The organism is Acinetobacter sp. YH12138 (genome assembly GCF_015218525.1).
In the GTDB taxonomy this organism is placed as follows: Bacteria; Pseudomonadota; Gammaproteobacteria; order Pseudomonadales; family Moraxellaceae; genus Acinetobacter; species Acinetobacter amyesii.
Genome location: NZ_CP048670.1, coordinates 2,623,229 through 2,649,528, shown reverse-complemented (window position 1 = coordinate 2,649,528; position 26,300 = coordinate 2,623,229). Strand labels below are relative to the sequence as shown.

Here is a 26,300-nt window from a genome sequence, read left to right as displayed (position 1 = left end):
ATACAGCATGCATTCTTTCTCTAAGACTCTTATCGGGTCGCTTTTTGTTTTATCTCCACTTTCTGCTGCGATGGCAGCAGACCAAGTTCATCAGCTTCCAGTCATTACCAACACGGTTGCCAATATTGTAGAGCAAGACTCACAAAAAACTTTGGCGGCAGTTACCGTCATTAACCGTGAAGAAATTGAACGTAAGCAATTTACGTCTTTGCAAGAATTGCTACGTACCGTACCAGGTGTGACCTATACCAACTCTGGCGGCCTAGGCCAGCCAACCAGTATTTCCATTCGTGGTACTGGCTCTACGGCGGTATTGGTGTTGGTGGATGGCCAAAAGCTTGGCTCGGCAACTTCTGGCCAAACTTCATTTGAGCATTTGCCAGTTGATCAAATTGAACGTGTAGAAGTGGTCAAAGGTCCGCGCTCAAGTTTATATGGTTCTGAAGCTGTAGGCGGTGTGATTCAAATCTTCACCCGTAAAGGGACGCAAAATGGCGTAAAACCATTTGCTTCGCTCAAGTATGGTTCACATGAAACTTACGATGCAAATGTTGGTGTGAATATTCGTCAGGATAATTCTTGGGCGACGCTGAGTTTGGCAGGCTTGAAAACACAAGGTTTAGATGTAACAACTTTGCCGACTGAAACAGATAAAGATGGTTATGAAAACTATTCTGCGTCAATTAAAGCGGGTCATCAGTTTAATGATCAATTTGCAGCTGATTTTAATGTTCTCTATGTAAATGGCGAAACAAATTACGATAGTCCATATAACCTAAATCCTTATAACAAGGTTGAACAAAATGTGTATGGCGTTGGCTTTAGCTATTCTCCTGTAGATCTTTGGAAAACGCAGCTTAAATTTGGCCGTTCAGAAGATAAATACGAAACCTTTAGTGCAGATAAATCAACTGGTGTATTTGATACCACAAAAGACAGCATCAGCTGGTTAAACACATTATCTTTCAATGCAAACAACACACTATTGGTGGGTGTGGATTACTTAAATGATCAAGTCGACAGCACCACCAATTACGATGAAAAAGAGCGTGATAATGTCGGTTACTATGCGCAATATCTTGGCGATTTTGGTCGAGTGAACCTGCAAGCTGCTATTCGTTTAGATGATAACGAACAGTTTGGTGATCACACCACAGGCAATGCCGCTGTTGGTTATTCATTTAATGACAACTACAGCACTTTTGTTTCATACGGTACAGCTTTCCGCTCACCGACATTTAATGACTTATATTATCCGGGTTGGTCAAATCCAAATCTAGTACCTGAAGAGTCTGAAAACATTGAAATTGGATTCAAAGGGTCGCAATGGCTGAACTGGTCTGTTTCTGCCTTCCATAATGAAATTGATAATATGATTTCAGGCGGAACCAATATTGCAAAAGCAAAAATTAAGGGTGTGGAAGCTGAGTTCGGACAGTCACTGGGCAACTTCACGTGGAACTTAAACTATACTTATCAAGAGCCTGAATATAATTCTGGGGCGACCAAAGGTAATCAAATTGCGGGTCGTGCAGGCCAATTATTGAATGTATCTGCAGATTATACGATGGATAAATGGACGCTAGGTGGCTCTGTACACGCAGAAGACCAGCGTTATAAGGATGCCGCTAATACAACAAGCTTTGGCAGTTTTGCGACAGCAGATGTACGTTTAACCTATCAAGCGACCCCTGAATTTTCTGTACAAGCCAAACTTGCCAATATGTTTGATAAAGAATATTACACCGTGTATGACTCATTTGATGACTATTACTACCGTCAAGACGGCCGTACTGCTTGGCTAACCTTACGTTATGCAATGAAATAATTGAATCAATTATTCAAAAAGCTCTGATCATTCAGGGCTTTTTATTTTTGCGCAGTAATCATGCTGAAAATCCACGCAATGCATGAAAATTGCATTACAATGATTCGCCTTTATATTCATAGATAGGCTGTGAATAGGGCGGAGTCAGAGCCAAAACAACATGCGAACCCGTGCCAAAATCTGCGGAATTACACGTATTCAAGATATCCAATCTGTCGTCCAAGCTGGCGCAGATGCGATCGGATTTGTATTCTTTGCGCCAAGCCCGCGCAGTGTAACGGCAGCGCAAGCTGCTGAGCTGATTCAGCATGTGCCGCCGTATGTGCAGACAGTGGGTTTATTCGTGAATGCATCGGCTGCAGACATACAGGATATTTTAAAAATTTCACCTGTAGATATCCTGCAGTTTCATGGTGATGAAAACCCTGAACAGTGCCAAACAATTGCGCAGTCCGTTGGGCGCCGCTGGTATAAAGCCATTCAGATGAAACCTGAACTGGATGTGATTGCCAAAATCCAAGCTTTTCAGCAGGCAGGGGCAAGCGCCGTACTGTTAGATGCATGGCATCCTGAGCTGAAAGGCGGTACAGGGCATAGCTTTGACTGGGCACAGTTCCCAAAATTCGATATTCCTTTAATTTTGGCAGGCGGTTTAACTCCGACCAATATTGAAGATGCGATTCAGACCACAGGCGCTTACGCCGTAGATGTGAGTGGTGGTGTAGAATCGGCAAAAGGTATTAAAGACCAACAACTCATAGAACGCTTTATGCAAGGAGTCCATCGTGGATCAGCAAAATAAGATTGACTATACCCAATTCCCTGACGCACAAGGGCATTTCGGTATTCATGGCGGGCGTTTTGTGTCAGAAACTCTAATGGCAGCACTTGAGGACTTAGAAAAACTCTATTTCCGCATGAAAGATGATGCTCAGTTTTTGGCAGAATTCGACCGTGACTTGGCGTATTACGTCGGTCGTCCTAGTCCTTTGTATTATGCTGAGCGATGGTCGAAAGAGTTGGGTGGTGCGCAAATTTATTTAAAACGTGAAGACCTGAACCATACAGGTTCACATAAAGTGAATAACACCATTGGTCAGGCTTTGCTGGCTAAACTTTCAGGAAAAAAACGTATTATTGCGGAAACAGGCGCAGGTCAGCACGGTGTAGCAACGGCAACGATTGCTGCGCGTTTAGGCCTTGAATGCGTGGTGTTCATGGGTGCAGAAGACGTAAAACGTCAAGCCATGAATGTGTACCGTATGCGTTTGCTTGGCGCAACGGTCGTACCTGTGGAAAGCGGTTCAAAAACATTGAAAGATGCGATGAACGAAGCAATGCGTGACTGGGTAACCAATGTTGACTCTACTTATTATGTGATTGGTACTGTGGCTGGCCCACACCCATATCCGCAATTGGTTCGTGATTTCCAATCGATCATTGGCCGTGAAGCACGTAAACAGATTCAAGAACAAGCAGGCCGTTTACCAGATGCGCTTGTTGCATGTGTAGGCGGCGGTTCAAATGCAATGGGCTTATTCTATCCATTCTTAAATGATGAAGATGTGAAAATGTACGGTGTTGAAGCTGCAGGCTACGGCATTGAAACGGGCAAGCATTCTGCACCATTAAACGCAGGTCATGTCGGTGTACTTCACGGTAACCGTACGTACTTGATGTCGGATGATCAAGGTCAAATCATTGAAACACATTCAATCTCTGCAGGCCTGGACTACCCAGGTGTAGGCCCTGAGCATAGCTTCCTCAAAGATATGCACCGTGTGAACTATGTGCCAATCAATGACACTGAAGCGTTACAAGGGTTCCGTGATTTGACCCAAATTGAAGGCATTATCCCTGCATTGGAAAGCTCACATGCGATGGCTTATGTGACGAAACTTGCACCGACCATGGACAAAGACCAAATCATTATTGCGACTGTATCAGGCCGTGGCGATAAAGATTTAATGACCGTTGCCCGCATTGATGGCGTGGAAATGGTTGAGATGTAAACTCCTTTAAGCCTCTCCCTTTGGGATGAGAATCTCGGAATATATTCTGAGTTCGCAAGTGGAGAGGGTGAATTAAAAATCGCGCAGAAGCAATTCCGCGCGATTTTTTTTTTGGCTGAAAATTTTATTAAGGCAAATCACTACAAAACTGATGCAGAATAAAAGTGTGAAATAAATCACAATACTGTGTAGATTTTATTGCTTTAGAAAGACTTTATAACAATGACGTTTACCCAATTGGTTCGTGCAGAATCCTTTCCAACCCATATTTCTTGGCAATGGCGTGATACTTTTGCGCTGTGCATTCTTCCGCTGATCTTGTTCAACAGTTATGTCTTAGACCAATTTTTTGGTGTTTCAGCTCAGGTTGCTTTGGGTGATTCGATCTTTCGCGGTATTTTATTTATTGCCGTGTGCTGGCTCTATAAAACGATGCTGTATACGCACTGGCAAAAGTATAAACAGGCCTTTTGGCGCTCAAGCCTGTTGGTGGTTGTCGGTGCAGTCGTCTTACAAGTAGTGATTTCTTTTACACGCAGTCTGTTGCCAGTGGGCGAGAGCATTGAAAAAGAATCGACCATTGATCCTAATACGATTGCGTTTTTTAGCTTGCTGATCATCAGCCTTGGGCCATTATTTACCGCTTTGCTTGAAGATATTATTTTCCGCTATACCTTGCTGCAAAAGCTGTTTGTACAGCCGTGGCTGTGGCGAGTGATTTTGGTCTTGCTGAACTCAATCTTATTCGGCTTGATACATTATCATAATTTTGATGGCGATTTGATTGCGACCATCAGTTTTATGGCGGCAGGCCTATTTCTCAACCTCATCTATTTGTGGACGCGTAATATTTGGCATGTCTTACTCATTCATTTCGTCAACAATGCAGTACTATCGTTAGGCGGCGTGATTTTGTTGAAATTACTTCAGCCCTATGTGGGTAGTTGAAGTCAAAAATAGGGGGAGATTGTGTCCAGTTTATTTATGGTGATGCTCGGCGGACGCCATCCAAGAGCAAATATCGAAGTGCATGATGTCATTCTTGCAGTGGGTAACGCATTAGAAGAGGTTTATCCACAACTGAGAACGGCATGGTTTGGTGAGCAAAAAGGCTTACATATTGATGCTTGGGCACAGGTACATACAGTCAGCACTGAAAATCGGCATTATCGTATCCAATTTTGTGATGCCGCGCCCCGAGCTGAAGATGAAAAATTATGGCTGATTAATCTCGGGGGATATGATGCCCGCGAATTTGGTGAATTACATCGTTATGTTTTGGTGACGGGACAAAATGCCAGCGTTGCAAAACAACGAGGCAAGGCTTTTTTTGAGTCACATTGGCAAAAACAACATACCGACCGAACCCTAGATGTTGATGATTGTATTGCGATTGATCATGTGTATGGGCGCTATATCAAATTGGTTGAAACCCCGCATAGCCAGCAAGATTCATGGAAAAATGATTACATCTTAATAAATGAATAATTGTGATGATTAAGAGCTGAAATGTCAGCTTTTATATTTTTTTGTGATATTCGCCTGAAATCAGATGGATTGTCTTTTCAGGCGTTAAATAATAGGCATAATAACATTCAGGATTTAGACCTTAAACCTCAATGGAATGGCGTATATGGATTTAATACGGCCGAATGGACAGCCGCATTATGGGCGTTTTAGTGAACTTCCCAATCGCATCGATTTAAGTAAGTATGAATATAAGACACCGTATGGAAAACGACTTCAAGGTTGGCGTAAGCGTTTAAAATATAAAAAATTTAAATTTTGTTGTATTCAGCATGAACATTATACGATTGGTCTAGCGATCGCCGATATCGCGTGGGCGGGGCACGGTTTTGTCTATGTGTATGATCATATTACGAATGAAGTGTTGGAATGGAATTCGATTAATTTCCTGTCACGCAATACCGTTTTAGATGAACAACCTTTATTTAATCAGAGTCATTTTATTAAGTCAGGGATTCAACTGGACATTCAGCATGCCAATGGTGTGCGATACATTCAAATGTCAAAACATGGCGAACTCAAACTGAGCGCTCGAGTGTTTTGTGCAGGGACTGATCCGCTAAGTATGTGTAGCCCCACAGGGATTAATGGTTGGACCTATACTCAAAAACTAACGACGTTAGGCTGTGAAGGTTTCTTTATCAATAAGCAAGGCAAGACCATTCAATTCCATGACCGGACATTGGTGTCTTTAGATGATACCTGTGGTTTTCTTCGTCCTGAAACCGCATGGTTCTGGCTGTCGTGTAACTTTTGGGACAGTCAAAATCGACGCGTTGGGATCAATCTTGCCTCTGGGGTAAATGAAAGCTTTGGCAATGAAAATTGTCTGTGGGTCAATGGACATCTGTATGCCATGTCTGATGTGCTGTTCCAGCAACAAGGCGATAATCAATGGAATATTAGTTCATTAGATAACAGCTTAAATTTGATCGTCACCACAGGTTGGCGGCGCTATGAAAACCTGAATTTAAGATTGGTCGGTAGTCAGTTCAGTCAATGGCAGGCAAAAATTAGCGGTACAATTCAACGTGATGGCGAAGAAATTGTATTCTTAAATGAATATGGTTTACTTGAGCAGCACTATGCCAAATGGTAAGTCTAAGCCTATAAAAAAGCCGCAATCGATGCGGCTTTTTTTTTTATTCAATTTTTATTTTGCAGCTTGCCAAAACACTTCAGCTGCTTGTATCGGATCATTGGTTTCTTCATAAGTTTTTAACCAAAGATCATAATTTTGCACAATGGGATGCTGACTCGGATGGAAGTCTTTTTTAAACCAATCTCGATATGGTTTGCTCATTCGGGTGAGGGTGCCATTTTTACCAAAGAACCACGGTAAGCCTTTCATATTTAATTTTAAACGTTCAGTGAAGCTGAACCCGTCATGTTTCAGCATCACATTGGCACGGTATAAGGTAAAGCCAAGCATCAATCCACTGGTCCAGACCAAAGTAAATTTCTTTAGACTTTCATCGACCTTAGCCACATCTTTCATCACATCAAAAGCCACATCGCGATGTTCCATTTCTTCTATCGCATGCCAAATAAATAATGCACGGACATAAGGATGCGCAGATTCTAGTACGGACTTTTGGCTACAAAAGGTTTCAGCCATCAATGCAGTCAAATGCTCGGCAGAAGCCGTCATGGCAATGTTGTATTCAGGTGAGCGTTTGCTCAGTTCAAATTTAAAAATTTTATTTAGACGTTTAATGAACGCATCGACAGGCATGCCTTGTTGTTTCATCAACATGTTCATTTTGTCATGCGCCATACCGTGCTGCGCTTCTTGACGAATAAAGTCAGCGACACGTTGTTGTAAATCAGGATCTTGAATTTGACTGCGGAACAGACGTACAGATTCAATAAAATAGCGCTCGCCATCAGGAAAGGTCAGGCTTAAGGCATCAAACATACGTGTTAAAAAGGGGTCTCCGCCAAACCAATAGCGCGGGATTTCTTCTAACTTAAAATTCAGCTTTGTGCGAACAATAGGTTCGACTTGATATTTGACGATAGCATTCATGATATTTTTTCTGTGCGAGTCGTGTTGATTGCAGTATGTCGGAGAAATTGCACTTTGTTTTGACAGATATTGCCAATTTTTATACATTTTACGCCATGATGAAAATATAAAATGTCAGAATTGGCAGGTCAGAAAGAGGGGCGAGATGGCTGAAATTCAGATCCCAAATGGTTACTTCCAACTATGGAATATGGTCTTAATTGAGCGTGAATTAAACTATACACAGCTCGAATGGATTGCGCCGTATGCTGCGCAAATTCAGCATGTGCTGTCTTTGCCGATCGACTCTCAATCGCCGAATTCTTTTTTTAATACCATCATGCAACTGACTCAGCAGCATCTGGATTGCCCGCAATTGGTTTTTGAAATGGCCAAGTATATTCGTGCAGAGCATTTTGGGGTGTTAGGCTATATGGCGACACTGAGTAATAGCGTAGCAGATGCTTTGCAATATGTGATGCGGTTTAGTCGTTTGGTGATTGATGGCGCGCAAATTGTGCCTATGAATATGAGCCATCAAGATCATCAAATTATACTGTCTTGGCCTCAGCATGATGATGAGTATGCGTTGGTCAATGAATTGACCATGGCCTGTATGGCACATTTGGCCAAGCAAATTTTTCCAGATTCTTTAAAGTTACTCCGCATTCATTTTGCCCATGCGCCGCGGATGGCACGTTATCACTATGAAAAGTTTTATGGTTGCCAAATGGAATTTTCGACCCTTAAATATTCATTTGTGATTCATGCAGACAGTTTGGATTTAAAGTCAGAACTTGCTGATCCGTCACTGATGCAATTGTTATTACGTCAGGCCGAAGAGGCGATAGCCGCTCGTCCGCAACATGCAGATCCAATTCAACAGATGCAACAATGCATAGCAGATTATCTCAAATTACAGCAGCAAGCCCCTAAAATAGAGTGGTTAGCAGAGGAGTTACATCTGTCAGTCAGAACCTTGCAACGACAGTTAAAGGAGAAAGACACCTCGTTTAAACGGCTTTTGGAGCTTGAACGGATGAAACGCTGTGAATATTTACTTTCACAACAAACCCATTTGACGGATATCGCGTTGCAGTTAGGATATTCAGATCAGTCTGCTTTGGCACGTGCTTTTAAGGCATATAGCGGAGAGACATTGTTGGCGCGAAAAAAAGCCTTGAGATTAGAATAAAACGTGCAGATTGCTCGTTAAGAAAAGCCTTTCAAACAACATTAAAAAAAGCGGTCAAACGACCGCTTTTCTTTAAAGCCAAGCTTATGCCGCAGCTTTTAATTTTGGATACCGAAGTAAAATGGCAAGGATGGCAAAGATTGCCAACACCCAACAGTAATACACACTACCAATCAGTTCCACAGGCGAAAGTTTTGCGATCGAACAAGCCAGTAACAGCTGTGCACCATAAGGAATGAGACCTTGGACTACGCAAGAGAAAATGTCCAAGAGCGCAGCAGCACGTTTAGGGTCTACACCATATTCTTTCGCGACTTCACGTGCCATGTCACCAGATAAAATAATTGCGACAGTGTTGTTTGCCACAAATAGGTTGGAGAAAATCACCAAGAAACTGATACCAATTTCACCTGCGCGTTCAGCACCAACTTTAAAGTAGCGTGTCATGCTGTAAATGCGTTGAATTAGCCATTCTAAACCGCCTTCTTTTTGCATAATGGCAGAAATACCACCCAAGAAAATAGAAAGCAGGGCAACTTCAAACATGCCGGTAAAGCCGTCATAAATAGAATTATTTAAGCTTAAGAAATTAAATTCAGGTTGAATCACCAAACCAATCAAGCTAGACAGTAAGACACCAATAGTCAGTACAGCAAGCACGTGCAAACGTGAAAAGGCCAAAATAAATACGGCTAAATACGGCAAGATCAGCCACGCATTATAGGCTTTGTGTTCAATCGCTTGTGAGCCTTGACTCATGAATAAATAAATACAAATGCTGACGATCGATGCAGGAACAGCAATCCAAACATTGACCTTAAATTTATCGCGAAGCTGAACTTTTTGACTGTTCGTTGCAGCAATGGTGGTATCTGAAATCATCGACAGATTATCACCAAACATAGCACCACCGACCACTGCACCAATGGCATATACCACTTCAATTTCGGTGACTTGTGTAAAACCAAAGGCAATTGGTGCACAGGCTGCAATAGTACCCATGGAGGTTCCCATCGCTGTGGCAATAAAGGCCGCAATAATAAACAGCATAGGCAGCACGAACTCAGGCGCAATCACCGATAGTCCCAATTGCACTGTTGCATCGACACTACCGATGGCACTGCTGACACTGGCAAAAGCACCAGCGAGCATAAAGACCATGAACATTAAGATCAAATTCGGGTGGCTGGCACCTTTCATAAAGGTCTCTATCGCGTCATTGATCTTGCCGCGATAGAGCAAAATTGCCAATACAATTGCAGGAAGAGCAGCGACTGGGGCTTTCACTTGATAGAACGCAAACTCAGTTCCAATGATGGAATGGTAAATACCACTGCCCAAAAAAATGGTCAGAAAAACAATAAGCGGGAGCAGTGCAAATGCCCGAGCAGGCACTTTCACTTGTGAATCGGAGGACATAGGAGATAAAAAAATAAAAGTATGCGGCTAGTATAAAGCAGGTTTTGCAATTTAAGGAAAATTAAAATGTAAATGCTAAGCCTGTTATTTTTAACATTTTTTTGATGATAAAATTAAGTTAATCTAAAACCTTATAATTTTGCCAGATCCTAAAATTAGGCATCTTTGATCATTGTGAAAAAAACTGAAATATCGGTAAATGATGCTTTCGGGTTGTTCTGGAAAATTATGTTTGCATGAGAAATGCCGACTGAGGATTGTATACCCTGTTCAATGGGTAAAAAATAGCGTTACAATGCGATGTCTTGTATTTCGACAAAACCCACATCATAGTTTTGATTCATTCAAGGAAAGTATAACCCTATGTCACGTTTAGCCACTCGATTTGGAACGCTTAAATCTCAACAGCGTAAGGCCTTGGTTTCTTATGTTATGGCTGGTGACCCTCATCCACAAGTAACGGTACCTTTGTTACATCAAATGGTTGAGGCAGGTGTAGATGTGATCGAATTGGGTCTTCCATTTTCAGACCCAATGGCGGATGGTCCTGTTATTGCACTTGCCGCTGAGCGTGCGCTTGCTGCAGGAACCAATACTCTAGATGCCTTGAACATGGTGAAAGAGTTCCGTAAAAACGATACAGAAACACCCGTGGTACTGATGGGCTATTTAAACCCCGTTGAAGTAATCGGCTATGAAAAGTTTGTTGCCTATGCACATGAATGCGGTGTAGATGGCGTGCTCTTGGTGGACCTTCCACCAGAAGAAGCAAAAGATCTAGATGTAGTATTGAAAAAATATGACATGGATCAAATCTTCTTACTTGCGCCAACATCCACTGATGAACGTATTCAGCATGTGGTGAAACAAGCCAGTGGATTTATCTACTATGTTTCTTTGAAAGGTGTGACAGGTGCAGCGACATTAGACGTTGCTGAAGCTGCGGCACGTATTCAAAAAATCAAATCGTATACTCAGGTACCTGTCGGCGTTGGCTTTGGTATCAGTGATGCAGCATCGGCGAAAGCCATGGGTGTTGCTGCGGATGCGGTGATTGTAGGTAGTGCTTTTGTTAAACAATTTGCAAATTTAGCGCCAGAACAAGCTGTAATCGAAACAGTGAATAAAGTGAAGGAGCTTCGAGCTGCGCTCGATGAGTTAGTATGAGTCAAGACGCAAAAACAGGCAAAATTCTGAGCGCATCTACGCCATGGACAGAGCGTGCGGTACCAGGTATTCATGTACCTGATGAACAGCAAGCATTAAAGGCGACATTTACTGAGCCGACGATTGAATGTCCTGAGTGTCATGCACTTGTGACTCGTACTGCGATGTCATTTAATGCCTACGTTTGTCCTCAGTGTGATGAACACTTGCGAATGAAAGCGCGTGATCGTTTGAACTGGTTCTTTGACCAAGTACAAAAAGAATTGGGTCAAGAATTTAAAGCCAAAGATCCACTTAAATTTGTAGATAGCAAAGCGTATCCAGACCGTATGTCTGAAGCGCAGAAAAAAACCGGTGAAACAGAAGCTTTAGTGGTAATGCAAGGAACGCTTAAAGGCATTCCAATGATTGCAACCGCATTTGAATTTGATTTCATGGGCGGTTCAATGGGTACTGTTGTAGGTGACCGTTTTGTTCAGGCTGCTGAACTTGCGATTAAAGCTAAACAACCGCTTATTTGCTTCGCTGCTTCTGGTGGTGCGCGTATGCAAGAAGGCATGTTGTCACTCATGCAAATGGCGCGTACTTCTGCTGCCATCCAAAAAATGAAAGATGCAGGCTTGCCTTATCTAGTGGTGTTGACACATCCAGTTTATGGTGGTGTGACTGCATCATTAGCAATGCTCGGTGATGTTCATTTGGCTGAGCCGAAAGCCATGATTGGTTTTGCTGGTAAGCGTGTAATTGAGCAAACTGTACGTGAAAAATTGGAAGAACCGTTCCAACGTGCGGAATATTTGCTTGATCATGGTGTAGTCGATCAAATTGTCCACCGTCATGCATTACGTGATACAGTTTATCGTATTGTAGCGAAATTGATGAACTTGCCTTGAACACAGCACCACTTGCAACTGATTCTTTAAACACATGGCTCGATTATTGGAGCCATGTTCATGTTACGGGTATTGATTTAGGACTGGAGCGGGTAATTCCTGTTGCAGATCGATTGGGCGTAACTCAGCCTGATGCCAAAGTTCTGACGGTTGCTGGAACCAATGGGAAAGGCTCAACCACAACGACATTGGCTGCCATTTTAAATGCGCAAGGTTATAATGTGGGTTTATACCAATCACCGCATATCTATCGATTCAATGAACGTGTAAAGCTTCAAGGTGTTGAAGTGGCCGACCAAACCCTGATTGATGCTTTTGTGGCCGTTGATCAGGCGCGTCGTGAATGTGAATTAAGTTTATCTTTTTTTGAAGCGACCACTTTGGCCGCTTTTGTTATTTTTAAACAGCAACATTGCGATGTATGGGTCCTCGAAGTGGGCCTTGGCGGTCGACTTGATGTGGTCAATGTCGTCGATCCAGATGTTGCAGTGATTACCAATATTGGTTTAGACCATACCGATTGGTTGGGCGACACCATTGAAAAAATTGCTTTTGAGAAAGCAGGAATTATTCGTCCAAATATTCCCGTAATTTTTGGTGGGCAGCAAGTTTTGCCTGAAGCCATTCGTCAAAAAGCAGAAGATTGCCAAGCCGCTTTACATGTACTCAATCGTGATTATTTTTATCAGTACAGTGATGACGGACAATCTTGGATGTTTGCCTCATCAGGTTCAACCTTAAAACTCCCCGTGGGTTCTTTGGCACTCGAAAATATCTCTACGGCTGTAGCAGCAATATTGGCCAGTGGTTTGGTGGTCTCTCAGCAGTCGATCGCTCAGGGGATTAATAATGCCAAGTTACAAGGCCGTTTTGAAGTTAGAGAAATTGCAGGTAAAACGGTGATTTTCGATGCGGGACATAACCCGCATGGTGTTGAATTTTTGTTAAAGCAATTGCGAAATTTCCTCCAGTACAATAAACAATACACAGAAGTGATCAGCGTTTTCTCCATGCTGACTGATAAAGACATAAATTCTGTCGTTAACTTATTGAAAGATACGGTAAGAATGTGGAAAATTGCACAATTAAATGTGCCACGTGCGGCATCTATCACACAATTGGATAGCGCACTGCAGCATCAAGTCGTAGAACATTATGACAATGTGCAATTAGCTTTTAAGTCCGCGCTGGAAGAAACAAAGAATAATCAGCTGATTCTGGTATGTGGTTCATTTCATACCTTAGAAGCGGTATGGGAGTATCTGGAAGAATGTCAATGAATAACAAACAACGCTGGATGGGTGGTGTTGTTTTATTAGGTGGTGGTGTACTGCTGGCCGCACTTTTACTTAAAGGCAAAGAAGAAATACATCAAAATCAAAGCCAAACCCCTGAAATGGCTCAAGTTGAGCAACAAGGTCAGGGTGCGGGTAAAATGTCATCATTGACTGTTGATGTTGAAACTGAAAAGCGTTTGCTCGAAGAACAACGACGTACCCGTGAAAAATCGGTTGCAGAGCAAGAAGCACGTGCAGCAGAATTTTTAGCGATGCAACAACAAGCGGAAGCGGATGCAGCACGTAAAGCAGCAGAAGAATATGCGGCTTTAAACGCACATCGTTCAGCTCAACAAAGTTCGGATAATATTCCTCCCGAATTGGTTGAAGATGAAAAAGCTAAGCAAAAGCGTTTAGCTGAGGATAAGTTGGCGGCTCAAAAAAAGTTAGAGAGTCAGTCGGCGCAGCAAAAGGCTGATCAGGCACGTATCGCAGCAGAAAAACAAAAAGCTGAAGCAAAACGTAAAGCGGACGCTCAAAAAGAAGCTGAACGTAAAGCACATGCTGAAGCTGAGAAAAAAGCTGCAGATAAGAAAGCAGCCGAAGCGAAGCAACAAGCTGAAGAAAAGCGTAAAGCCGAAGAAAAACACAAGGCGGAAGAAAAGCGTAAAGCCGAAGCCAAGAAAAAAGCTGAAGCTGAAAAAGCACGTGATCTGTTGGAAAATGGCGATAAGCAATGGATGGTGCAAGTTGCACTGGCTGCTAATGAAGCCAATGCAGATGCCGTCGCTGCAAAATTACGAGCAAAAGGCTATAAAGTGACGAAGAGTCCTACATCTAAAGGCATTCGTATTATGGTCGGTCCTTCGAAGGACCGTGATGCTGCGGACGCAACACGTAAAAAGATCAATTCAGATGCAAGTTTGAATATGAAATCGGCTTGGGTGATTGATTGGGTACCACTCGATAAACGCTAAGTTTATATGAGGATTTACCTTTGATAAGATGGATTCAGTAGTTGCTGCTGAATCCATTTTACATTTTCAGGGCTGAATAATCGGTCTATATTTTTCCAAATAGGGTGGAAGCCATAGCCACCTTGTTTCATTTCACGTTTTGCCTCCTCAATGGACCAATGCTGAAAAATAATACGGTACATTGCCACACTCGCGCCTGTACGGTCTGAGCCGTGGTAGCAATGGATTAACACTTTTTGCTGCTGTTGTTCAGCCACTTTTATAGTTTTCATCACTGCCAGTAAATCTTCACGATTGATTTGCCACGTGTGTATCGGAATATGTACAAATTTAATCTTTTGCATATCAATAGCATTTTTTAAGCGTTCTGGGTCATGTTGCCGTGAACGTAAATTTATGATCACATCGATTTGCTGTTCTCGTAGAAAAGGGGCGAGATCTGTATCAGGTTGTTCACTGCGAAATAGCGTTGGGCTGATTTGATAAAAATTATGCTGTTGATGAACGACTTTCCCCCAATGCTGAGGACGTTCATTTAACGGTAATGGATTTGATGTCATGCAACCCGTGAAGCTGAAGCTAACACTGAGGAGGATCATTGGTAGGATTTTAGCGGTCATAGCTTGTATTCTGATAGCGAGCGAATTCGAATGGGTCATGTGCACAGATGAGATCGATGTCCGGATGCTGCGCTAACTGCTGAATCTTATGAAGGGAGTGCAGTCGCTGTGTATTGTCGGTGGCAAATAAACGCTCAAGCTGATTTAAGGCCCGCGAATGAAAATTTGGATTTAATTGATGCTGTGAGTAATAAGCATCGCCACAATATAACAACCATCGATGGTTATTTTTAATTGCAATACCGGCATGACCCGCGGTATGTCCCAAAAGTGGGAGCATTAAAATATCCTCTTGAAAAATAGATAGTCCCGTAGTGTGCTCTAAATTAAACCATGCTTGCGTCCCGATGCTTTCGATAAAATTCCAATAACGATGCAGTTGGAATTGCTGTGGTCGATAGCGCAGTCGTGATTTTAAGCTATGAAGGTTTTGAGTGGCATTATATTCACTGGCTAAGACATGCACAGTCGCCTGCGGAAAATCAGAGATCCCGCCAGCATGATCAAAATCTAAGTGTGACAACAAAATGTGTTGAACATCTTGAGCCTTAAAGCCTAATTTTTGAATTTGATGAATCGCACTCAGTTGCGGATTAAATTTGATCTGCGCTGTGCGTGAAATAAACCGACCTAAACGATTTTGTGGATGCAAATAATCTTGTAAGCCCAGTCCTGTATCGACTAAAACGAGCCCTTTATCGGTTTCAATGAGCAGGCAATGACAGACCAAATGTGCGCGAAAGCCTTTCTGTCCAAATAAAGGGGCACACGTTGGACAAAAACTACCACAATGTAAATGATGAATTTGATGAATCACGGTTTGTTGTTTTCAAGTTTTTCTTAGTTATAACGGAATTGTGATGTTTAACCAATCTAATCCCTGAGAGGAATTTGTAATCAAAAAAAGCTCATCCGAAGATGAGCAGGTTGGAGAATGCCAGAACGGGCTCGTAATTCGTTCTGAGGGAAAAACTATCAGTAACTATAAGTAACTATAAGTAACTATGGTTATGATTCTGAGTTGGGTCAGGTGCTGCGCTTAAAAATAGTTAAAGTTGCACCTTCGCTTTGGTCACTCACAGCAGAGCTTCTTATCTTGCGCTCGGACAGCGTAATGCTCCGTTTTATCCTCACTTAGGTTGAGGCGTTAAACGAAGGTAAGGCGTAACTGCGTTATATCCTTGAGGAAAGCGTTGTTTGATTTCCTCTTCATCTTTTAATGACGGCACAATCACCACATCTTCACCTTGTTGCCAGTTGGCCGGTGTTGCAACTTTATGGTTGTCTGTCAGTTGCAAAGAGTCAATGACACGTAAAATTTCATGGAAGTTACGCCCTGTAGATGCAGGATAAGTAATGATTAAACGGACTTTTTTATTTGGATCGATGATCACCAAAGAGCGAACAGTTAATGTTTCGCTGGCATTGGGGTGAATGAAATCATAAAGGGTGGACACTTTACGGTCTTTGTCTGCAATGATCGGGAAGTTGACCGTGGTATTTTGAGTATTATTAATGTCGTTAATCCAACCATGATGCGACTCAACATCATCAACAGACAGGGCAATGGCCTTGACACCACGTTTGCTAAATTCATCTTTTAGTTTTGCGGTAAATCCAAGTTCTGTGGTGCAGACTGGGGTGTAATCGGCAGGATGCGAAAATAAAATGCCCCAACTGTCACCTAAAAAGTCATAAAAATGAATGCTGCCTTCGCTTGAGTCTTGAGTAAAGTCTGGTGCAGTATCACCTAAACGAATCGTCATGGAATATCCCCGTATTTATTGAATTTGTTTAACTTGAAAATAAATATGAAGGATTTTTTTTATGATTAAAAATAGTGTTTTTTCATTTCTTTATGAATATATTTCATATAAAACAGTTTTATTGGGGGATAAATGCGAAATATCTCACGACAGAGTCACTATGTTGTCTGCAGAAAATTTGTTACATTAGCTTGCCTTAAGTCTCCGGGGCTAGAACCCGAGCGCAGAATATTTAAGGGGATTTTTGTGCAAAACCCTTGTACTTCGAATTTCTAGCACCATAATAACGACTAAGAAAATATATTCATTTGACAAGCAAGATTTAGAGAGTCTATTCATGTTGGCAAGTCTGATCGGAGGAATCTTCGGTACCAAAAATGAGCGCGAACTCAAACGCATGCGTAAAATCGTAGAGAAGATTAATGCGCTCGAGCCGACGATATCTGTTCTAAGCGATGCAGACTTATCTGCAAAAACTGAAGAATTCAAAGAACGTTATAAAAAAGGCGACAGCCTTGATAAATTATTACCTGAAGCATTTGCTGTTTGTCGTGAAGCTGCAAAGCGTGTCATGGGCATGCGTCATTATGACGTACAGCTGATTGGTGGTATTACTTTACATGAAGGTAAGATCGCAGAGATGCGTACCGGTGAAGGTAAAACCCTCATGGGAACGCTTGCTTGTTACCTCAATGCGATTAGTGGTGAAGGTGTTCACGTGATTACGGTGAACGACTATCTCGCACAGCGTGATGCTGAATTAAACCGTCCATTATTCGAATTTTTAGGTTTAAGCATTGGGATTATTTACTCAATGCAAGACCCAACTGAAAAAGCTCAAGCGTATCGAGCTGACATTACTTACGGTACCAACAACGAATTCGGTTTCGATTACTTGCGTGACAACATGGTGTTTTCTGCTGCTGAGAAAAAACAGCGCAGCTTAACCTATGCCATCATCGATGAGGTCGATTCGATCCTGATTGATGAAGCGCGTACACCGTTGATCATTTCTGGTCAATCAGAAGACTCATCTCAGTTGTATGCTGCAATTAACAGCATTCCACCAAAACTTCATGCACAAAAAGAAGAGAAGGTACCAGATGGTGGTCACTTCTGGATTGACGAAAAACAGCGCTCTGTAGAAATGACCGAAGTCGGTTATGAAACTGTTGAAGCTGAATTGATTCAAATGGGCTTGCTTGCTGAAGGTGAAAGTTTATATTCATCTGCTAATTTAAACTTGGTACACCATGTTTCTGCGGCCATTCGTGCGCATTACCTATACCAACGCAACGTGCATTACATCATCCACGAAGGTGAAGTGATCATTGTCGATGAAAACACTGGTCGTACCATGCCGGGTCGCCGCTGGTCAGAAGGTTTGCATCAAGCGGTAGAAGCCAAAGAAGGTTTGGAAATTCAACCTGAAAACCAAACACTAGCAACCACAACATTCCAGAACTATTTCCGTCTTTACAAGAAATTATCAGGGATGACAGGGACTGCAGATACTGAAGCTGCAGAAATGAAAGAAATTTATGGCTTGGATGTTGTACTTATTCCAACCCATCGCCCAATGATTCGTAATGACCAAAACGATTTAATCTATTTAAACCGTGAAGGTAAATACAACGCCATCATTCAAGAAATTCAACGTATTCATGAAACGGGTGTTGCGCCGATTCTGATTGGTACAGCAACTATTGAAGCCTCTGAAATTTTATCAGATAAGCTGAAAGAAGCTGGTATTCAACATGAAGTACTTAATGCGAAACAACATGAGCGTGAAGCGGATATTATTGCGCAAGCGGGTTCACCTCGTGCAGTGACCATTGCGACTAACATGGCTGGTCGTGGTACTGATATTCTGTTAGGTGGTAACTGGAAAGCGTTGCTGGCGAAGATTGAAGAGCCGACTGAAGCAGACGAAGCACGTTTGAAAGCAGAGTGGGAACAAAATCATGAAATGGTGCTGAACTCTGGTGGTTTACACATCATTGGTTCAGAACGTCATGAATCTCGTCGTATCGATAACCAGTTACGTGGTCGTGCGGGCCGTCAAGGTGACCCAGGTGTATCACGTTTCTACTTGTCGCTTGAAGATGACTTGATGCGTATCTTCGCAGGTGATCGCGTAGTTGCAATGATGCGTGCCATGGGGTTGAAAGAAGATGAAGCCATTGAGCATAAAATGGTTTCACGCTCGATTGAAAATGCACAACGTAAAGTTGAAGCACGTAACTTCGATATTCGTAAAAATCTATTGAAATACGATGACGTAAACAACGAACAACGTAAGATTATTTACTCTCAGCGTGATGAAATTCTTGTTGAACCGTCTTTACAAGATTACATCGAAACGATGATTCAGGATGTGACTAAAGGCATGATCGAAATATATATTCCATCTGAGTCTATTCACGATCAGTGGGATATAGAAGGTCTTGAAAAGGCGCTACGTGAAGATCTATCGATTGAATTGCCAATTTCGCAGTGGTTAGAGCAAGATCGTCGTTTGGATGAAGAGGCTTTGGTTGAACGTATTACTGATGAAGTTCTTCAGCACTACCGTTCACGTCGTACGCAAATGGGTGACGAAACGGCTGCAATGCTCGAACGTCACTTTATGTTGAATTCATTGGACCGCCATTGGAAAGAGCATTTGGCAGCAATGGATTACTTACGTCAGGGGATTCATTTACGTGGTTATGCGCAGAAAAATCCTGAGCAAGAATACAAAAAAGAAGCCTTTAATTTATTTGTAAACATGCTTGCTGTGATTAAGTCCGATGTCGTGACAGATTTATCTCGTATTCATGTGCCTACAGCCGAAGAACTTGCAGAAATGGAAGCTCAAAAACAGGCTCAAGCTGAATCAATGAATCTTCAATTGTCACACAATGACTTTGATAATTTGTTGGCTGAAGCCAATGGTAATGATGTTATCGATGCGCAATACACACCTGCAGAGCAAGTGATTGTTCCGCCAGAAAGTCGTAACTCGCCTTGCCCATGTGGTTCAGGTCTAAAATATAAACAATGTCACGGTAAAATCTAAACAGCATTGTTTAATTTCAAATAAATCAGAGCCTTCGCGCTCTGATTTTTTATTTACACTACTAATCTGACCTGAATAGTATTTGCAGTTCAGTAGATTAAATGTTATTTAGTTTCTATCAATAACCGTAAGACGGAAAAGACAATGAAAAAAGTACTAAAACCGTTCATGATTGCTGCTTTGGCTTTGCCAACTTTTGCCTTTGCAAACGCTCCTCAGACGACTTCTTTAGAGAAAGTTCAACAAGCAGTTGGTCCAACAACAACTCAAGTACAGGTTGGTACTGACGGTCAAGTGACTGTAGCAAGCCCGCGTACGGGTATTCGTTATACCTTTGCCAATCCAAATCGTCCAATCGTATTGCAAACTGCAAAAATTGCAGCAGCCAATGCGGCGAATGCTGACCGTATTGTGGCTGAAAACCCAGCCCTTTCTGCTGCGAGTCAACAAAAAGCGAAACAAGTGCTTCTTGATGAAGCAACTCAGCTGGCGCGTAACTAATTTACGACGAACAGCGATAAAGACCAGTCGAAAGGCTGGTTTTTTTATGTGCAAAAGAAATCCACAATAAAATTACAGCAAAACCGTGCTTCTGCTCGATTTTTTATAGATTTTGCACTAAGCTGTATTTTTTATAACTCATATAGTTGGACGTTGAAAAATGGCAGTTGGTGACGTATCTATGCCACAGATGCATGTGGTGAAAGGTGTAAAAATCGGTTCGGCTGAAGCGTATGTGCGCTATCAGAACCGACGTGACCTTGTCATTTTTGAATTTGCTGAAGGCTCTAATGTCGCAGGCGTTTTTACTCAAAATGCATTTTGTGCAGCACCGGTGCATATTTCGAAAGCGCACTTATTAGCAGGTAATCCACGTTATTTGGTGATTAACACCGGAAATGCCAATGCCGGTACTGGCAAAATCGGCATGGCAAATGCTGAGGCGACGTGTGCGAAACTGGCAGAACTGACAGGTGTTCAAAATACAGAAGTTCTTCCATTTTCAACAGGTGTAATTGGTGAGCAATTACCTATTGATCGTTTGGTTCAAGGCTTGCAACCAGCATTAGATAGTTTGCAGGAAGATGCATGGTTGGATGCGGCAACGGGCATTATGACCACTGATACAACACCTAAAGGTGCATCTGAACAGTTCGAACTAGATGGCGTTCTGTATACCATGACAGGTATTTCTAAAGGCGCAGGCATGATTCGTCCAAATATGGCGACCATGTTGAGTTATGTGGCAACTGATGCACCCATTAGCCGTGAGCTGGTGCAACAGCTTTTGAAAACCACAGTTAACCTGTCGTTTAACCGTATTACGGTGGATGGTGATACCTCAACGAATGACTCATGTATTTTGATTGCAACGGGCCAAGCTGGTGGCGTAGAAATTACTTCAGAATCAGATTCACGTTATGCTGCTGTTTTAGACGTGTTAACACGTGTAATGAAACGTCTTGCACAGCTCATTGTCCGTGATGGTGAAGGTGCGACGAAGTTTATTACTGTGGCGGTAGAAGGCGGCGCAGATACTCAAGAATGTTGTGATATTGCTTATAGCATTGCACATTCACCGTTGGTTAAAACTGCAATCTTCGCATCAGATCCAAACTGGGGTCGTATTTTGGCAGCTATTGGTTATGCAGGTGTGCCAAACTTAGATGTTGAAAAAATTCAGGTCTGGTTAGGTGATGTTCAAATCTGTAAAGACGGTGGTGCTGCAGCAGATTATACCGAAGCAGCAGGGGCTGCAGAGATGGAGAAATCTGAGATCACGATCCGTGTAGATTTAGGACGTGGCAGTGCGCGAGATACTGTGTATACCTGTGACCTGTCGTATGACTATGTTAAGATTAACGCAGATTACCGTTCATAAATTTGATGTTTTTGAAAAGCCTCCGTTGTGAGGCTTTTTTATAAGTGGAACTTTTTAATGACCGGTAAAAATAGCCAAGTGCCATATTTATAGGTCAGTTGTGAAGCACCTGTGTAGTAACAGGCATTAAGGATAGAGAAGACGTTGTGATGAATAATGCAAACAACTTAATTGCAAATGAAGCAAAATCAATTGTACAAGCGCATTTGGATCGTTTGGGCGATGTTAAAGAGCATCACTTAACGGAAGCTGCAAAGCTTGAAAAGTTTGAATTAATTAAAGCGGAACTCAAAAAACGTAACGCTGTCCTTGTTGCACACTATTACTGTGATCCTGAAGTGCAGGAACTAGCAGAACTGACCGGTGGATGCGTTTCGGATTCACTTGAAATGGCACGTTTTGGTCGTGACCATCAAGCAACGACGTTGGTGGTTGCAGGGGTGAAATTCATGGGGGAGACCTCGAAGATTTTATCTCCTGAAAAAACCGTACTGATGCCTACTCTGGAGGCAACATGCTCACTTGATTTAGGCTGTCAGGTCGATGAATTTACCAAATTTTGCGATGCACATCCGGATCATACGGTTGTGGTATATGCCAATACCTCGGCGGCAGTGAAAGCGCGTGCAGATTGGGTGGTAACCTCGAGCTGTGCTGTTGAAATTGTTGAGCATTTAGATAGTTTAGGTGAAAAAATTATTTGGGCACCCGATCAGCATCTCGGTCGCTATATTCAAAAGAAAACCGGTGCAGACATGTTGCTATGGGATGGGGCATGTATTGTCCATGAAGAGTTCCGTGCACGTGGTATTGCCAATATGAAAGCGCTGTATCCTGATGCAGCAGTTTTGGTACATCCAGAGTCACCAGAATCTGTGGTGGATATTGCAGATGCCGTCGGTAGCACCTCGCAATTGATCCAGGCTGCACAAACCTTGCCACACGAACGTTTAATCGTGGCAACAGATCGCGGTATTTTTTATAAAATGCAGCAAGCTGTGCCGAATAAAATTCTCATCGAAGCACCGACGGCAGGTGAGGGAGCGACTTGTCGTTCATGTGCGCATTGCCCTTGGATGGCGATGAATGAATTAGATGGCATTCTCGAAGTTTTACAAAAAGGCGATCAGGAAATTTTTGTAGATCCGGCATTGGCTGAACGTGCTAAATTGCCTTTAGATCGGATGTTGAATTTCAGTGCCAGTTTAAAACGTTAATTTTTGCTTGAAAAATGATTAAAGTGCTTGATAAATAATCGCTTGAAATGATTTTTTATGTTTTTTTGAAGATAGGTGTTGACGTTAATCAACGTCACGCCTAGAATGCACACCGTACCGCACGATATGCGATACAGCGAAAGCTGAGATGAAACGGAGCATAGCACAGCCTGGTAGTGCACCTGGTTTGGGACCAGGGGGTCGTAGGTTCGAATCCTACTGCTCCGACCAATTTCTCAAGGCAAAAATCGCGTGATAGTCTATGTCATCGGTAATGCGCCTGTAGCTCAGTTGGATAGAGCATCCGCCTTCTAAGCGGATGGTCACAGGTTCGAATCCTGTCAGGCGCGCCATTTTAATGGTGTTCTGATAATAGAATCTGAAACTTGTTGTGATGGTGGATGTAGCTCAGTTGGTAGAGCCCCGGATTGTGATTCCGGTTGTCGTGGGTTCGAATCCCATCATTCACCCCAATTCGGAGCATAGCACAGCCTGGTAGTGCACCTGGTTTGGGACCAGGGGGTCGTAGGTTCGAATCCTACTGCTCCGACCATTTTCTTAAAGAAAACGGTCGATAAAAGATACCGCATACAGCGGTTTTTTTATGCCTGTAATTTAAAATGCGTTATATTGGTTATTCACAAGCAAGAACACGATGGTGGATGTAGCTCAGTTGGTAGAGCCCCGGATTGTGATTCCGGTTGTCGTGGGTTCGAATCCCATCATTCACCCCAACTTTTAAAGTTGAAAGCGGAGCATAGCACAGCCTGGTAGTGCACCTGGTTTGGGACCAGGGGGTCGTAGGTTCGAATCCTACTGCTCCGACCATTTATCTCAAAAGTAATACTATGAAAAAGATGCCGCATTTAGCGGTTTTTTTATGCCTGAAATTTATAAAAAATAAAAAAGCCACCATAAGGTGGCTTTTTTATATTCTGCTATTTAGGGAATGATGGTGACATTTACACGACGGTTGATGGCACGATTGGTTTTAGTGTCATTAGAGACTATCGGTTGTTCAGCACCACGGCCAATAATTTGAATATTTGAACTGTTATAACCTTGCTTTAAAAAGACGTTTGCGACGCTTTGCGCACGTTTTTCTGACAGTTGTTGGTTGTAATTGGCTTGTCCAACATTATCCGTATGACCAATAAACTTAATTTTGTTTAGGTCATATTTAATCAGTTGAGTGGCAAGTGTATTTAACTTGACTTGTTGGTGGGGTTGAATTTGATAATCATCAAAACCAAATAAAAGTCGTTCTGGTAGGGCAAGTGTCCAACCATCATTGGTCAAGACAAACCCTTCTTTTTTAAGCATGCGTGCTTGTTTGTAGCTTAAATTACCTAAACTCATGCAGGCTGTCATAGTGGCTGTGAATGCAATTATAAATAAAACTTTAAATGCGTTCTTTAACATAGCAACTCCTATGAGTTGGGGCGTTGTGGTGCAATGCACCAATGATTATTCGAAAGTTTAGCATCATACATAGCGCGATCCGCATCTGCGATTAGATCTTCTGGCGATTTCGCATTTTGGATCAGTGCCACACCAATATTAGCTTGTAATGCAATATTATGTTGCTCATAAACAAATGTGGAACCATAGCAGTCATGTATTTTGTGACAAAAGACTTCGAGTTCTGTCAGGAAGTTTAAGCGATTGATAATAATTGCAAATTCATCACCACCGAGTCGCGCAACGAAAGCATCATCTGGAAGTGCTTGTTTTAAACAATGTGATGAGGCACGCAGTACTGCATCTCCAGCTAAGTGTCCATATTGGTCATTCACATGTTTAAAGTTTTCAATATCGACAAAGAACACAGCAGCGTTCGCTTTTAAGTCAAATAGCTCAAACAGCTTTTCATAAAAATAATTACGATTTGGCAATTGGGTTAATGCATCATGACGTGCTAGATGAATTAGCTTGTCATTTTCTGAAATCAAGTTTTTATTTGACTGTTCAATTTCACTAAGTAAACCATTAAAGGCGGTACTGAGTGCGTGTAATTCTTGAATATCAGAGTTTGAAACCCGCATTTTATAATCTTTCTTAATGCTAATGGTTTGGGCTGATTCAACAATAGAGCGAACAGATTGCATTAAGTATTGATAAACAGAATTCACCGACCAAAACACAGTAGCCAATAAAAGAATAAAACCTAAAAACAAGCCCAGCAAAATTTTATGGAAGAAACTAACTAAATCTGAAGAGTTTCCATATACGACCAGTTCGCCGTAACTTTTCTGATCATGATGAATATCTAAACGAATCGGTTGGCTAAAAAAGAAATAATCTAAAATCGCTTGGCTAGAGAATGTTGAAATTTCTTTTTGCTCAGCATGAGCAAGCGACGCATTTTGAAGGTTGGTAATTTCTATTGAACGGATAGGATATAGTTGGGTGTATTCATTTAAAATTTGACCCATCGTTATTTGGTCATTAAACACCACAGCCGGTTGAACACGTTCGTTAATTGCATTTGATAAAATCGTTAAGCTGTTTTTTGCATAGGTATGCATTGTATAGGTGGAAATCACCAAAAAAATCGCAGAACAAATCGTAAATGTTAAAGCAAAGATGGTGAGCTGCGAACGCGTAAATAATTGGTGTAATGTAATTGGGTTATAGAGTTGTTTCATTCAGCTGACTCCGATGACTTCGCCAGTAATAAAACGCGTGGATCAATATGTATTTGTGACTGCGTTAAACTTTCCATATTAATTTTAAACGAATAACTCTGATTTTTTTTATACAAACAAAATGCACTGCCAGACTCACACTCACTATTGTTACTACTTAGAGAGAGGGCGGGGAAATTAACATGGTTGTTTAAAATACTTTGTTCTTCTTTTGCTGATAGATTGGAAAAAAATAAAACTTGGCAATGACTAGATTTGATGTCATTTACATTGATGGCTGTAATTTTATAAGTGCTGTGGGTTGGCGCAAGTTTTTTAAAATCATTGACTAAACTTGAATTATTAATCACACAAAATTTGGGTGAAGTGGTTTCCCACTTGGCATAACTCAAAATAGAGAAAGTGGTTGTGAAAATATTTGCTGTGGGAGCTGCATATAATATGGGTGAAATGGAGCACGCCATTATTAAATAGGCAGTTTTTTTAAAAACAACCATATGAAATCAAAAAGTCTTAAATTAAATGGAATGAAAATTGGGTGTATATACGTTTTATTATATGAAATAGGGCGTATATAGCCCAATAATAATACAAAAGAATGTTTGTGTGTTTAAAAAATCGACATGCGTAAAATAAATCATAAAAAAGGTGTTGCGTTGGATCAGAAATGCTGTAGAATGCACATCCATCGGCGGTGATGAAGATTAAAACTTCTGATAAAACAATGACTTGGTTAAGTTGGGTTTTATTTTTTAAGTTTAAAAATAATTTGAATTACCAGTTGACTCTTTAGAAATAAAGAG

Annotated in this window: 23 protein-coding genes and 6 tRNA genes; 21 read left to right on the top strand and 8 right to left on the bottom strand. The window is 41.8% G+C overall.

The window, feature by feature from the left end:
- Positions 1–7: 7 nt before the first annotated feature.
- The 6 genes from G0029_RS12830 to G0029_RS12805 all read left to right on the top strand — a co-directional run bounded on the left by G0029_RS12830 (position 8) and on the right by G0029_RS12805 (position 6,466).
- Positions 8–1,828, top strand: a complete 1,821-nt coding sequence (locus G0029_RS12830; RefSeq protein ID WP_180108132.1) for a TonB-dependent receptor domain-containing protein — start codon at positions 8–10, stop codon at positions 1,826–1,828.
- A 160-nt stretch (positions 1,829–1,988) separates the two neighbouring features.
- Positions 1,989–2,630, top strand: coding sequence for a phosphoribosylanthranilate isomerase (locus tag G0029_RS12825; RefSeq protein ID WP_180108131.1), 642 nt, complete (start codon positions 1,989–1,991; stop codon positions 2,628–2,630).
- Positions 2,614–3,840, top strand: a complete 1,227-nt coding sequence (gene trpB / locus G0029_RS12820) for a tryptophan synthase subunit beta (protein WP_111885382.1) — start codon at positions 2,614–2,616, stop codon at positions 3,838–3,840. The genes G0029_RS12825 and trpB overlap by 17 nt, the downstream gene beginning before the upstream one ends.
- A 222-nt stretch (positions 3,841–4,062) precedes the next feature.
- Complete coding sequence (locus G0029_RS12815; RefSeq protein WP_180108130.1) at positions 4,063–4,788, top strand: CPBP family intramembrane glutamic endopeptidase; 726 nt, start codon at positions 4,063–4,065, stop codon at positions 4,786–4,788.
- Between the two features lie 21 nt (positions 4,789–4,809).
- Positions 4,810–5,328 (top strand): DUF1543 domain-containing protein, encoded by a 519-nt coding sequence (locus G0029_RS12810; protein ID WP_180108129.1) that lies wholly within the window; start codon positions 4,810–4,812, stop codon positions 5,326–5,328.
- 145 nt (positions 5,329–5,473) lie between these two features.
- Positions 5,474–6,466: a DUF2804 domain-containing protein gene (locus G0029_RS12805; protein WP_078194136.1), complete on the top strand. Its 993-nt coding sequence runs from the start codon at positions 5,474–5,476 to the stop codon at positions 6,464–6,466.
- 54 nt (positions 6,467–6,520) lie between these two features.
- On the opposite strand, the gene G0029_RS12800 is transcribed toward G0029_RS12805, so the two are convergent.
- Positions 6,521–7,396: a metal-dependent hydrolase gene (locus G0029_RS12800; RefSeq protein ID WP_180108127.1), complete on the bottom strand. Its 876-nt coding sequence runs from the start codon at positions 7,394–7,396 to the stop codon at positions 6,521–6,523.
- Between the two features lie 145 nt (positions 7,397–7,541).
- On the opposite strand from G0029_RS12800, the gene G0029_RS12795 reads away from it, so the two are divergent.
- Complete coding sequence (locus G0029_RS12795; protein ID WP_180027141.1) at positions 7,542–8,570, top strand: helix-turn-helix transcriptional regulator; 1,029 nt, start codon at positions 7,542–7,544, stop codon at positions 8,568–8,570.
- 84 nt (positions 8,571–8,654) lie between these two features.
- On the opposite strand, the gene G0029_RS12790 is transcribed toward G0029_RS12795, so the two are convergent.
- The gene (locus G0029_RS12790) at positions 8,655–9,989 is read right to left on the bottom strand and encodes a Na+/H+ antiporter NhaC family protein (RefSeq protein WP_180108126.1); all 1,335 of its coding nucleotides are present in this window, start codon (positions 9,987–9,989) and stop codon (positions 8,655–8,657) included.
- A gap of 363 nt (positions 9,990–10,352) precedes the next feature.
- On the opposite strand from G0029_RS12790, the gene trpA reads away from it, so the two are divergent.
- From trpA to G0029_RS12770, 4 genes are read left to right on the top strand one after another with little or no spacing between them, the layout of a single operon-like run.
- Complete coding sequence (trpA, locus tag G0029_RS12785) at positions 10,353–11,156, top strand: tryptophan synthase subunit alpha (RefSeq protein WP_180009060.1); 804 nt, start codon at positions 10,353–10,355, stop codon at positions 11,154–11,156.
- Entirely contained in the window at positions 11,153–12,049 is an 897-nt protein-coding gene (gene accD, locus G0029_RS12780; RefSeq protein ID WP_180005414.1) for an acetyl-CoA carboxylase, carboxyltransferase subunit beta, read from the top strand. Before trpA ends, accD begins: the two co-directional genes overlap by 4 nt.
- Complete coding sequence (gene folC / locus G0029_RS12775; protein WP_180108125.1) at positions 12,046–13,329, top strand: bifunctional tetrahydrofolate synthase/dihydrofolate synthase; 1,284 nt, start codon at positions 12,046–12,048, stop codon at positions 13,327–13,329. Before accD ends, folC begins: the two co-directional genes overlap by 4 nt.
- Positions 13,326–14,303: an SPOR domain-containing protein gene (locus G0029_RS12770; RefSeq protein ID WP_180108124.1), complete on the top strand. Its 978-nt coding sequence runs from the start codon at positions 13,326–13,328 to the stop codon at positions 14,301–14,303. The genes folC and G0029_RS12770 overlap by 4 nt, the downstream gene beginning before the upstream one ends.
- Positions 14,304–14,317: 14 nt before the next feature.
- On the opposite strand, the gene G0029_RS12765 is transcribed toward G0029_RS12770, so the two are convergent.
- The 3 genes from G0029_RS12765 to G0029_RS12755 form a co-directional block, all read right to left on the bottom strand.
- On the bottom strand, positions 14,318–14,923 hold the full coding sequence (locus G0029_RS12765) for a dual specificity protein phosphatase family protein (RefSeq protein WP_180108123.1): 606 nt from the start codon (positions 14,921–14,923) through the stop codon (positions 14,318–14,320).
- Positions 14,913–15,740: an MBL fold metallo-hydrolase gene (locus tag G0029_RS12760; RefSeq protein ID WP_180108122.1), complete on the bottom strand. Its 828-nt coding sequence runs from the start codon at positions 15,738–15,740 to the stop codon at positions 14,913–14,915. The genes G0029_RS12765 and G0029_RS12760 overlap by 11 nt, the downstream gene beginning before the upstream one ends.
- 313 nt (positions 15,741–16,053) lie before the next feature.
- Positions 16,054–16,689 carry a peroxiredoxin gene (locus G0029_RS12755; protein WP_078194127.1) on the bottom strand — a complete coding sequence of 212 codons (636 nt, stop codon included), beginning with the start codon at positions 16,687–16,689 and terminating at the stop codon, positions 16,054–16,056.
- Between the two features lie 337 nt (positions 16,690–17,026).
- Here G0029_RS12755 and secA point away from each other — a divergent pair, with 337 nt between their 5' ends.
- From secA to G0029_RS12705, 10 genes are all read left to right on the top strand, one after another.
- A complete protein-coding gene (gene secA / locus G0029_RS12750; protein WP_180108121.1) occupies positions 17,027–19,750 on the top strand; it encodes a preprotein translocase subunit SecA in 2,724 nt (907 codons plus the stop codon).
- 144 nt (positions 19,751–19,894) lie between these two features.
- Complete coding sequence (locus tag G0029_RS12745; RefSeq protein ID WP_078194125.1) at positions 19,895–20,251, top strand: hypothetical protein; 357 nt, start codon at positions 19,895–19,897, stop codon at positions 20,249–20,251.
- A 160-nt stretch (positions 20,252–20,411) separates the two neighbouring features.
- Positions 20,412–21,632, top strand: coding sequence for a bifunctional glutamate N-acetyltransferase/amino-acid acetyltransferase ArgJ (gene argJ / locus G0029_RS12740; protein ID WP_180085460.1), 1,221 nt, complete (start codon positions 20,412–20,414; stop codon positions 21,630–21,632).
- 149 nt (positions 21,633–21,781) lie between these two features.
- Positions 21,782–22,849, top strand: coding sequence for a quinolinate synthase NadA (nadA, locus tag G0029_RS12735; RefSeq protein ID WP_180108120.1), 1,068 nt, complete (start codon positions 21,782–21,784; stop codon positions 22,847–22,849).
- A 154-nt stretch (positions 22,850–23,003) separates the two neighbouring features.
- Positions 23,004–23,080: transfer RNA gene (locus G0029_RS12730), tRNA-Pro, on the top strand.
- Positions 23,081–23,125: 45 nt separating this feature from the next.
- Positions 23,126–23,202: transfer RNA gene (locus tag G0029_RS12725), tRNA-Arg, on the top strand.
- Positions 23,203–23,246: 44 nt separating this feature from the next.
- Positions 23,247–23,322: transfer RNA gene (locus tag G0029_RS12720), tRNA-His, on the top strand.
- Between the two features lie 3 nt (positions 23,323–23,325).
- Positions 23,326–23,402, top strand: a tRNA-Pro gene (locus tag G0029_RS12715).
- A gap of 105 nt (positions 23,403–23,507) precedes the next feature.
- Positions 23,508–23,583, top strand: a tRNA-His gene (locus G0029_RS12710).
- A gap of 17 nt (positions 23,584–23,600) precedes the next feature.
- Positions 23,601–23,677: transfer RNA gene (locus tag G0029_RS12705), tRNA-Pro, on the top strand.
- 114 nt (positions 23,678–23,791) lie between these two features.
- Here G0029_RS12705 and G0029_RS12700 read toward each other — a convergent pair.
- From G0029_RS12700 to G0029_RS12690, 3 genes are read right to left on the bottom strand one after another with little or no spacing between them, the layout of a single operon-like run.
- Positions 23,792–24,271: an OmpA family protein gene (locus G0029_RS12700; RefSeq protein ID WP_180035850.1), complete on the bottom strand. Its 480-nt coding sequence runs from the start codon at positions 24,269–24,271 to the stop codon at positions 23,792–23,794.
- 8 nt (positions 24,272–24,279) lie between these two features.
- Entirely contained in the window at positions 24,280–25,497 is a 1,218-nt protein-coding gene (locus G0029_RS12695) for a diguanylate cyclase domain-containing protein (protein WP_180035851.1), read from the bottom strand.
- Positions 25,494–25,994, bottom strand: coding sequence for a YfiR family protein (locus G0029_RS12690; protein ID WP_180035852.1), 501 nt, complete (start codon positions 25,992–25,994; stop codon positions 25,494–25,496). Before G0029_RS12690 ends, G0029_RS12695 begins: the two co-directional genes overlap by 4 nt.
- Between the last annotated feature and the right edge of the window lie 306 nt (positions 25,995–26,300).

Coding starts and splice junctions, on each gene's coding strand:
- G0029_RS12745 (WP_078194125.1), top strand. CDS start 19,895: ATGAAAAAAGTACTAAAACCGTTCATGATTGCTGCTTTGGCTTTGCCA.
- G0029_RS12805 (WP_078194136.1), top strand. CDS start 5,474: ATGGATTTAATACGGCCGAATGGACAGCCGCATTATGGGCGTTTTAGT.
- trpA (WP_180009060.1), top strand. CDS start 10,353: ATGTCACGTTTAGCCACTCGATTTGGAACGCTTAAATCTCAACAGCGT.
- secA (WP_180108121.1), top strand. CDS start 17,027: ATGTTGGCAAGTCTGATCGGAGGAATCTTCGGTACCAAAAATGAGCGC.
- G0029_RS12815 (WP_180108130.1), top strand. CDS start 4,063: ATGACGTTTACCCAATTGGTTCGTGCAGAATCCTTTCCAACCCATATT.
- G0029_RS12790 (WP_180108126.1), bottom strand. CDS start 9,989: ATGTCCTCCGATTCACAAGTGAAAGTGCCTGCTCGGGCATTTGCACTG.
- G0029_RS12690 (WP_180035852.1), bottom strand. CDS start 25,994: ATGGTTGTTTTTAAAAAAACTGCCTATTTAATAATGGCGTGCTCCATT.
- nadA (WP_180108120.1), top strand. CDS start 21,782: ATGAATAATGCAAACAACTTAATTGCAAATGAAGCAAAATCAATTGTA.
- G0029_RS12770 (WP_180108124.1), top strand. CDS start 13,326: ATGAATAACAAACAACGCTGGATGGGTGGTGTTGTTTTATTAGGTGGT.
- argJ (WP_180085460.1), top strand. CDS start 20,412: ATGGCAGTTGGTGACGTATCTATGCCACAGATGCATGTGGTGAAAGGT.
- G0029_RS12830 (WP_180108132.1), top strand. CDS start 8: ATGCATTCTTTCTCTAAGACTCTTATCGGGTCGCTTTTTGTTTTATCT.
- G0029_RS12765 (WP_180108123.1), bottom strand. CDS start 14,923: ATGACCGCTAAAATCCTACCAATGATCCTCCTCAGTGTTAGCTTCAGC.
- G0029_RS12800 (WP_180108127.1), bottom strand. CDS start 7,396: ATGAATGCTATCGTCAAATATCAAGTCGAACCTATTGTTCGCACAAAG.
- G0029_RS12825 (WP_180108131.1), top strand. CDS start 1,989: ATGCGAACCCGTGCCAAAATCTGCGGAATTACACGTATTCAAGATATC.
- G0029_RS12755 (WP_078194127.1), bottom strand. CDS start 16,689: ATGACGATTCGTTTAGGTGATACTGCACCAGACTTTACTCAAGACTCA.
- accD (WP_180005414.1), top strand. CDS start 11,153: ATGAGTCAAGACGCAAAAACAGGCAAAATTCTGAGCGCATCTACGCCA.
- G0029_RS12700 (WP_180035850.1), bottom strand. CDS start 24,271: ATGTTAAAGAACGCATTTAAAGTTTTATTTATAATTGCATTCACAGCC.
- G0029_RS12795 (WP_180027141.1), top strand. CDS start 7,542: ATGGCTGAAATTCAGATCCCAAATGGTTACTTCCAACTATGGAATATG.
- G0029_RS12695 (WP_180035851.1), bottom strand. CDS start 25,497: ATGAAACAACTCTATAACCCAATTACATTACACCAATTATTTACGCGT.